Source organism: Pseudoxanthomonas sp. LjRoot204_2 (genome assembly GCF_056175765.1).
On record NZ_JBGFFG010000105.1, the window covers coordinates 1 to 8,947 of the forward strand.

The 8,947-nt window shown below is 68.8% G+C and carries 9 protein-coding genes; 7 read left to right on the forward strand and 2 right to left on the reverse strand.

What is annotated here, in order from left to right; genetic code table 11:
• Together AC04L7_RS06905 and AC04L7_RS06910 are read right to left on the reverse strand one after the other, a co-directional pair.
• Nucleotides 1-600: DNA-processing protein DprA (locus AC04L7_RS06905; RefSeq protein WP_475512735.1), on the reverse strand; the 600-nt coding region annotated here is incomplete at its 3' end.
• Between the two features lie 78 nt (nucleotides 601-678).
• The gene (locus AC04L7_RS06910; protein ID WP_475512736.1) at nucleotides 679-1,803 is read right to left on the reverse strand and encodes a LysM peptidoglycan-binding domain-containing protein; all 1,125 of its coding nucleotides are present in this window, start codon (nucleotides 1,801-1,803) and stop codon (nucleotides 679-681) included.
• A 132-nt stretch (nucleotides 1,804-1,935) separates the two neighbouring features.
• Between AC04L7_RS06910 and def the strand changes: the two genes are divergently transcribed.
• The 7 genes from def to AC04L7_RS06945 form a co-directional block, all read left to right on the forward strand.
• The gene (gene def, locus AC04L7_RS06915) at nucleotides 1,936-2,448 is read left to right on the forward strand and encodes a peptide deformylase (protein WP_296279162.1); all 513 of its coding nucleotides are present in this window, start codon (nucleotides 1,936-1,938) and stop codon (nucleotides 2,446-2,448) included.
• A gap of 75 nt (nucleotides 2,449-2,523) precedes the next feature.
• Nucleotides 2,524-3,444: a methionyl-tRNA formyltransferase gene (gene fmt, locus AC04L7_RS06920; protein WP_435996402.1), complete on the forward strand. Its 921-nt coding sequence runs from the start codon at nucleotides 2,524-2,526 to the stop codon at nucleotides 3,442-3,444.
• Nucleotides 3,441-4,736 (forward strand): 16S rRNA (cytosine(967)-C(5))-methyltransferase RsmB, encoded by a 1,296-nt coding sequence (gene rsmB / locus AC04L7_RS06925; RefSeq protein ID WP_435996404.1) that lies wholly within the window; start codon nucleotides 3,441-3,443, stop codon nucleotides 4,734-4,736. Before fmt ends, rsmB begins: the two co-directional genes overlap by 4 nt.
• A 205-nt stretch (nucleotides 4,737-4,941) precedes the next feature.
• Nucleotides 4,942-6,192, forward strand: a complete 1,251-nt coding sequence (locus AC04L7_RS06930; protein ID WP_435996406.1) for an O-antigen ligase family protein — start codon at nucleotides 4,942-4,944, stop codon at nucleotides 6,190-6,192.
• A 98-nt stretch (nucleotides 6,193-6,290) separates the two neighbouring features.
• Entirely contained in the window at nucleotides 6,291-7,367 is a 1,077-nt protein-coding gene (locus AC04L7_RS06935; protein ID WP_435996408.1) for a glycosyltransferase, read from the forward strand.
• 38 nt (nucleotides 7,368-7,405) lie between these two features.
• Complete coding sequence (locus AC04L7_RS06940) at nucleotides 7,406-8,221, forward strand: glycosyltransferase family 2 protein (RefSeq protein ID WP_299344210.1); 816 nt, start codon at nucleotides 7,406-7,408, stop codon at nucleotides 8,219-8,221.
• The coding region (locus tag AC04L7_RS06945; protein ID WP_475512737.1) for a CDP-glycerol glycerophosphotransferase family protein at nucleotides 8,221-8,947 on the forward strand (727 nt) is incomplete at its 3' end. The genes AC04L7_RS06940 and AC04L7_RS06945, both read left to right, overlap by 1 nt.

Sequence of the window (8,947 nt, forward strand, 5' to 3'; positions counted from 1 at the left end):
ACTCACGACCGCCCCGTTCAGCGCCAGCCGGTCGCGCAGCCGGTCGTGCCCGGGCGGATAGACCACGTCCGGACCGGTGCCCACCACCGCCACGGTGGTGCCGCTGCCGATCGCCAGTGCGGCCTCGTGCGCCGCGGCGTCGACGCCACGCGCCATTCCGCTGACCACCACGATGCCGGCGGACGCGAGCGCCCGCGCGAAGGCCTGCGCGTTGTCGCGGCCGCCGCTGGTGGGGGTGCGGCTGCCGACGACCGCGACCGCCGGGCGCCACAGCAGGCTGGGGTCGCCATCGACGAACAGGGCGAACGGTGGGCTGGACATCGCCCGTAGCGGGGCCGGGTAATCGGCATCGTGCCAGCCGATCAGATGGTGGCCGTCGACCTGCAGCCAGCGCAGCGTGCAGGCCAGCGCTTCGTCCTCGCCCTTCTGCTGGAGCTGCGCGATCCGCGGGCCGTCCAGTCCCTCCGCGCGCCAGGCCATGGCGCCAGCGGCCATGGCCGCACTCGGTGAACCGTATCGTTCCAGCAGGCGACGACGCGGCAGGACGGGGCCGCCGGCCAGGACCAGCCGGGCCAGCGCGATCAGGTCATCGTTGGGCATGCGCCCAGCGTAGGCGCCAAACGACGACGGCGCCCTCGGGCGCCGTCGCGGTACCGCGTAGGAATTACCCGAYGCGCGTCAGTAGGTTGCGTCCGGATGTTTCAGCTCGTAGCCGACGCGCGTGGCTTCCACGCCTTCCATGACCAGCGCGTAGCTGACCTTGTCGAAGGTGCGGAACACCATGGCATGGCTGGCGTACTCGTCCGGCAGACTGACGCGACCGGCCCCGGACTTGGGCGACTCGCTGACGCGCGAGGATTCCGGATACGCCATGCGGTTGGCCGTGTGGCTGCCATTGCGCCAGACGGAGAACACCGTGCCATTGTCGACGCCGTCCAGCCGGCCGCCGGAGATGGCGATCACGTCGCGCGGACCGCCCGATGTCAGGGCATCGGCCACCGCCAGCACGCGCAGCTTGCCGGCCGGATCGCGGGCGGGCGGGTGCGGGAAGAAATGCAGGTCGTAAGGCTGGGCATCGACCGGGATCAGGCGGTCGCCGACGCGGACTTCGTGGCCGCCGATATCGGCGACCAGGGTGCTGACCTCGGTGCCCGGCACGACGCCGCGGGTGAAAGTGGCCACGTTGACCCGGACCAGCTCGTAACCCAGGAACTCGCCCTTGCCGCTCTGCTCGACGATGTCCTTCCACTGGTCCACTTCGCCGCGAATCRAACGGCCGCGGAAATCGAGATCCTGGGCGCGCGGATTGTCGGTGAAGCGGGCGGTGGGCCGCACGACCAGGTAACGCTGGCCGGGCTGGCCGGCATCGAGGCCGCGCACGTAGATGTTGTGGCCGCCGGAGGCGCGCAGGCGGTCTTCGTCCAGGCCGGCGACATGCGGCAGCTGTTCGAAGCTGTCCACCACGCGGCGATCCTTGAGGAACGGCTCGATGTCGGACAGCGGGATGGCGTTGAGCGGGGCATCCTGGCGCGGCCCCGGCTGCACCGCGACGCGGTCCAGGTAGGCCAGGCTGATGACGTCGCCCGGGTAGATCAGGTGCGGGTTCTGGATCTGCGGGTTGGCCTGCCAGATCTCCGGCCACAGCCACGGCTTCTTGAGGAAGCGCGCGGAAATGTCCCACAGCGTGTCGCCACGCTTGACCACATAGGTATCAGGATGGCTTCCCGCCATCTCGGCGGCAGCCGCATAGGTGCCGACGGTCAGCACCGCAACGGCGAAAACCGTACGAAAACATTTAAACATGGCGGTATCTACCTGATTCCCCGACAGGTGGTCAGCACTATAGTCCAGAAAACCCGGCGCAACGCAAGCGCCCGCGTTAGAATTCGTGAGGCCTTGCCGGATTCCACTGGCGCCCCCATCCCGAGACGTACCATGGCCCTGCTTCCCATCCTCGAATTCCCCGATCCGCGCCTGCGGACCAAGGCCGCGCCGGTCGATGCCGGATATGTGACGACGCCCGCTTTCCAGCGCCTGCTCGACGACATGTTCGAAACCATGTACGACGCGCCCGGCATCGGCCTGGCCGCCAGCCAGGTGGACGTGCACCAGCGCTTCATGGTGATCGACATCAGCGAAGAGAAGAACCAGCCGCAGGTCTTCATCAACCCCGAGCTGAGCGACAAGGCTGGCGAGCAGGTCTACCAGGAAGGCTGCCTGTCCGTGCCCGGCATCTTCGCCGACGTCACCCGTGCCGACGAGGTGACGGTGCGCTTCCTCGACCGGCAGGGCCAGCCGCAGGAGCTGCGTGCCGACGGCTTGCTGGCGGTCTGCATCCAGCACGAGATGGATCACCTGGACGGCAAGCTGTTCGTCGACTACCTCTCGCCGCTGAAGCGCGAGATGGTGCGCAAGAAGCTGGCCAAGCAGCGCAAGCACGTCGCCTGACGTGCGCGTGCGGCGGGACCGGATGACCGGGCTGTCCCCGCCGGCTCCCCTCTCCCTTCCAGAAGCCTGCCCCCCATGAGAATCGTCTTCGCCGGCACGCCGGCGTTCGCCGTGCCCTGTCTCCGCGCGGCGCATGCCCACCATGAAGTCGTCGCCGTCTACACACAGCCCGACCGGCCTGCCGGCCGCGGCCGCGGACTGACGCCCTCGCCGGTGAAGCTGGAGGCGATACAGCGCGGCATCCCGGTGCTGCAGCCGTTGTCGCTGAAGAAGAAATCCACCCAGGATGCGCTGCGCGAGATGCAGCCTGACGTGATGATCGTCGTGGCCTACGGCCTTATCCTGCCGCAGGCGGTGCTCGACATTCCGCAGTACGGGTGCTGGAACGTCCATGCGTCGCTGCTGCCCCGCTGGCGGGGTGCGGCGCCGATCCAGCGCGCGATCGAGGCCGGCGACGACGAGACCGGCGTCTGCCTGATGCAGATGGAGGCCGGTCTGGATACAGGGCCGGTGCTGCTGGCGCAAAGCCTGCCCATTGGACCTGACGACACCGGCGGCCAGCTGCACGACCGGCTTTCCGACCTGGGCGCGCAGGTGCTTCGCGATGCGCTGGGGTTGTTGCGTGCCGGGATCCGGCTTCCGCCGCACCCGCAGTCCGACGTGGGCATCGAGTATGCGCGCAAGTTGGACAAGGCCGAGGCGAAGCTGGACTGGGCGCAGCCCGCCGACGTGCTGGCGCGCAAGGTGCGCGCGTTCAGCCCGTGGCCCGTCGCCGAAGCACAGGTCGCCGGGGAGCGTCTGCGCATCCATGGTGCCGTGCCCGTCGACCACGGGCATGCCGCAGCCCCCGGGACCTTGCTGGCCGCGAACAGGCAGGGTCTGGACATCGCCTGTGGCACGGGCGTGCTGCGCCTGCGCGTCGTCCAGCGGGAAGGCGGCAAGGCCATCACCGCGGCGGACTACCTCAACGCGCGGCGCGACCTGGTGGCCTCATGACGACCCAGGCCGGCGTCGCGGTGCGGGTCATCGCGACCCGCGTCGTGGACGCCGTGATGCATCGGGGTCGCTCGCTGAAGGCCGAGCTCGCCGCGAACCTGCCCCGCATCGAGGATGCGCGCGACCGCGCGCTGCTGGAGGCGATCTGCTTCGCTGCCCTGCGCTCGCGCGTGCGCGGCGAGGCGGCGATCGCGGCCTGGATGAGCAAGCCCCCGGGACCAGCCGACAGCGAGCTGCGCGCGCTGTTGCACGTGGGGTTCGCGCAACTGGTGGTGATGGCACTGCCCGCGCATGCCGCACTGTCCGCCACGGTGGAAGCCGTGCGGGCGTTGGGGCGACCGCACCAGGACAAGCTGGTGAATGCGCTGCTGCGGCGCGCGCAGCGCGAAGGCTTGCCGACGGTGCCTGCCGACGCGGCCTGGCCCGCCTGGTTGCGGCGGCACGTACGCACGGACTGGCCGCAGCAGGCCGACGCGATCTTCGCCGCCAGCCAGTGCGAGGCGCCCCTGTGGCTGCGGGTGAACCGCCGGCACGGCACGCGCGAGGCGTATCGGGGGCGGCTTCAGGATGCCGGCATCGCGGCCGAGACCGCCGACGGCGTGGCGGATGCCCTCCTGTTGCGGGCGCCCGTCGCGGCCACCACGTTGCCCGGCTTTGCCGAGGGCCATGTGTCGGTGCAGGACGGTGCCGCCCAGCGTGTGGCGGATCTGTTCCACGATCTGCCGGCCGGTGCGCGCGTGCTGGACCTGTGCGCAGCCCCCGGTGGCAAGTCCGCGCATCTGCTCGAACGCGATCCATCGCTGCAGCTCGTGGCGCTGGATATCGATGCGCGCCGCCTGCAGCGGGTGCGCGAAACACTGGAGCGCGTGGGCGTGAGTGCACGCCTGCACGCAGCCGATGGTGCCGATCCGGCGTCGTGGTGGGATGGACAACCGTTTGACGCCGTGCTGCTCGATGCGCCCTGCTCCGCCACGGGTATCGTCCGGCGCCAACCTGATGTCCTGCTGCACCGCCGTGCGGAGGACATGGTGGCATTGACCGGCCTGCAGGCGCGCCTGCTCGACGCGGCATGGCAGGTGCTGCGCCCGGGCGGCCGGCTGGTCTACGCCACCTGCTCGCTGCTGCGAATGGAAAATGCAGAGCAACTCGCGTCGTTCAGGGCAAGGCATGCCGATGCCGCGATGGAGGCACTGGGTGACGCGTGGGGTCGCGCCGATGATGGTGGCAGGCAGCGGCTTCCGGGCGAGCAGGACATGGACGGGTTCTTCTATGCCGCACTGCGGAAAGCGTGAGCCCGGTTGCAGGACGTCGCATATCACCCGCGCGTCGTTGCAGGGGTGTGCCGTGAAGGCGCGCGGCTGACGCATACTTGCGCACCGCGGGCGGTTCGAGTGTCGCGCGGTCGCGGCACGAACGTGCCGCGATGGCGGTCGCGCCCGCGACAGTGCGGAGACCGCCGCCTTGATCGTCACGTCGAAATGCGCAGGACCGGAAGCTATGCAGGACAGGAGTGAACGTCGACAGGAGGTCGCGCGCGGGCTGACATGGCTGGCCGGCTTCGCCGCTACCGCCTTGCTTGTCGTGCCCAAGGGCCTGTCCGTGTTCGCCGCTCTGATGTTCCTCGCCACGTTGCTGGCGCTGCCGGACGCGCTGCGCGATCGGCGCGCCGTGCCGCGTGCCGTGTATGCGCTGCTCGCCGTCGCGGTGTTCGTGATCGCCGTCGCTGCCACGTCGATGTGGCGAGGCGATGCGCGGCTGGCCGAACTGGACAACCCATCGCGCACCTTGCTGCTGCCATGGTGCGCCTGGCTGGCCTGGGTAACGCGCGTGCGCCTGTCCGGCCTGTGGTACGGCGCCTTGGTCGGGCTGCTGGTCGCATCCGCCGTATCGATCGCGCAGTCGGCGTTGGGCGTGGATCGGGCAGGCAGTGACGCCAACCCGATCGTGTTCGCCAATGCCGTGTTGGCGCTGTCGGTGGTCGCGGTGTTCTGCAGGCCCGCGGACGAGCGGGGAAGGATGCGCCTGCTGGTGCTGGCGGCCATCGTACTGGCCAATGTCGCGGTCACCCTGAGCGGCAGCCGCGGCGTGTTGCCGGGTCTGGGACTGGTGGTGCTGATGTGGCTGGTGGGCACGGCGCCGCGCCGTCGCTGGTGGCGGCTCGGCGGCGCGGCCGTCGTGCTGGCGGCGCTTTTCGTCGCGATGTGGACGGTGCCGTGGTTGTCCACCCAGTTCCGTCTGGATCAATTGCACGCGGACGTGGCCGGCCTTTCCCAGGGACAGGTGGACAAGCCCATCAGCGCGCGTATCGCCCTGCTGTCGGTGGCCTGGGACGCGTTTCGCGAAGCGCCGCTCACGGGGACCGGCATCGGCGGGTTCGCCGAGCGGATCGATGACAGCCGGTACTGCCTGGGACGAGAGCGGCATTTCTGCGGACTGGAGCACGCGCACAACGACATCGCCCAGTGGGGGGCGACGATGGGCGTGTTCGGTATCGCAGCACTGGCCGCGCTGTACCTGGTGCCCCTGCTGATCGCTGCGCGCCAGATCCGGCAGGCCCGGCTCGACCGGCCGCGCGGCGCGCCCTGGACCGCAGGCATGCTGGCAGCGACCTATCTGGTGTCCGGCCTGACCCAGTCGATGTTTTCCCACGCCCTGAGCACCAGCGCCTTCGTGGTGCTGGCTGGGTTGCTGCTGGGCAGTGGGATGGTGGCGTCACGGGGCTTGAGCGAAACCCGTTCACATTCGTGAATTCAGGTGAAACGTACCGCGGCCGTGCTTGATGGCTCTCACAATCGAGTCATGGAGCGATTTCTAGAATCGGCGCTCCACCGCCTCTCTTTTCTCCAATGCCGCACGTGAACCTGATCGGTTGGGACAACGGTGTCGGCCTGAGCCGCGATCTCCGTCTCATCGAACAGGCACTGCGAGACGCCGGCTATCGGGTCAGCCTGCAGCCGGCGCGCGGCCGCGGCAAGCTGAGGAAGTGGTTCGGCCCCTGGTTGCAGCGGGCTCGTCTTGCCGGACGGCGCCTGGTCGGCGCAGAGCGGTTCGACCTGAACATCATGCTCGAGCACGTGGCCCCCGAGTACCTGCAGTCCGCGGCCCGCAATGCCTTCATTCCGAATCCGGAATGGTGCCTGCCGCGCGACGTGCGGCGCCTGCGTCGCGTCGATGGCGTGATGACGAAGACCCGCCATGCCGAGCAGATCTTCCGTAATCGGGGTGCGGCCATCGCACCCATCGGGTTCACAAGCAGCGATCGCCATCTCCACCACGTGGAAAGACAGTGCACCTTCCTGCACTTGGCCGGGCGCAGCAGCGCCAAGCGCACGCGCGTGGTGCTCGAGACATGGGCGCGGCACCCCGAATGGCCCACGCTGACGGTGGTACAGCATCCGCGCATGGCGGACATCCGGCCACGGGCGTCGAACATCGTGCATCGCGTGGACTACCTGGCGGACGCCGAGCTGCGCGAGTTGCAGAACGCAAATCTCTTCCACCTGTGTCCCTCGGAAACCGAAGGCTTCGGCCACTACATCGTGGAGGCGCTCAGCGTGGGTGCCGTCGTGCTGACGACCGACGCCGCGCCGATGAACGAACTGGTCACCGAAGAGCGCGGCGTGCTGATCCCGTACTCGCACACGGATCGCCAGCATCTGGCCACGCGCTACCTGGTGGATGCGCAGGCCCTGGAGGCGGCGGTCTCCACCGTGTTGGCGATGGACGATGCGGCGATCCAGGCGAAACAGCAGGCGGCACGCGCGTTCTTCCTGGACAACGATGCCGTGTTCCGCACCCGACTGGTGGAGGCGGTGGCGGCGATGGTCGGCCAGCCGCGAAGCGCGGGCGCCCGGGGCCACCATGCGGCGGTCCTGGAGGCTTGTCCAGCGCAGGAACCCGCCCTGCCGGTCGCGCAGGCCTGAGGCCGCCACGCCGCGGACCGCGCGGGTAGAATCGGCGGATGCCTCTTCTTCCCGTTTCCCTCGTCGTCATCACCCACAACGAGGCCTCGAACATCGCGCGCTGCCTGGACAGCGTGCCTTTCGCCGCGGACAAGCTGGTGGTCGACAGCGGCAGCGAGGACGAGACGGTCGCGGTTGCCGAAGCGCATGGTGCGCGCGTGGTGCACCAGCCCTGGCTGGGCTTCGGACCCCAGCGCAACTTCGCCGACACCCGGGCCATCCATGACTGGGTGCTGGTACTGGATGCGGACGAATTCCTTTCCCCCGAACTGGCTGCCCAGCTCGAGGCCGGTTTGCCCGCGCTGATGGCGTCCGACAAGGCCGGCGCCTGGTTGCGGCGACGAACCTGGCTGATGGGCGCGCCGATGCGCTGGTATCGCCCGATGGTGGGCGAGCGCATGGCGCGGCTGTACCACCGGGGGCGTGCGCGCTGGAGCGATGCGCGCGTGCATGAATCGCTGCGCTTCGACGGCGAAGCGCTGGAGTTCACTGCGCCGTTCAACCACGCCGACAACCCCAGCTTGGTGCACAAGCAGTTGAAGGTGCTGCGCTACAGCGAGCTGAAGGCGCTGGACTGGAACGACAAGGGGCGCCCGGTGCGGATGTGGCTGGCGCCACTGGTGTACCTGGCCAGTTTCATCAAGGACTATCTGGTGCGGCTGGCGTTCCTGGATGGCTGGCGCGGCTTCATCATCGCGCAGACCGCCGCCAGCTACGCCGTGTACAAGCGCATGCGCTATTACGAAATGCAGCACAACCCCGCATCGATCGATGCCGCACACCGCAAGCTCGTCCGACACGAACTGGAACGCTGATGGCCAAGCATTACCTCCTCTACGGCTCGGAGCGCTACGCGCTCGCCATCCTGCGGCCGCTGCAGGACGCGATCCGCGCCCGCGGCGGCGAAGCCGCGTGGTTCTTCGACGGTCCCGGCGCGGAAGACCTGAGGCCGGACGAGAAACTGCTGGCCACCACGGAAGAGGTCCGGCGCTGGAACGCCATCGCCGTGATCACCGGCAGCAACGCGGTGCCGCACTTCTTCCCGGGCGTGAAGGTCGAAACCTTCCATGGCTTCGATGCCGGCAAGCCGCGGCACATCTACATCCGCGGCTTCTTCGATCTCTATTGCACCACCGGGCCGAACGATACGCGCGCGTTCTCCGAGATCGCCGCGCGCGTCGGCCACTTCAAGGTGGTCGAGACCGGCTGGCCGAAGATCGATCCCTTCATGCAGGAGATCGCCGGTGGCGTGCCGCCGGTGCGCGAACCGCCCGTCATCCTGTACCACTCGACGTTCTCGCCGTCATGGAGCGCGGCCGAGACGCTGTACGAGGAAGTGAAGCGGCTGTCGCGCAGCGGCGAATGGCGCTGGATCGTGACCTTCCATCCGAAGATGAATCCGGACACCGTCGCGAAGTTCCGCGCGCTGCAGAACGACCACCTCCGGTTCGCCGACGACGACAACATCCTCGACCTGTTCCCGCAGGCGGACATGATGTGTTCCGATACCTCGTCGGCGCTGAACGAGTTCCTGTTGACCC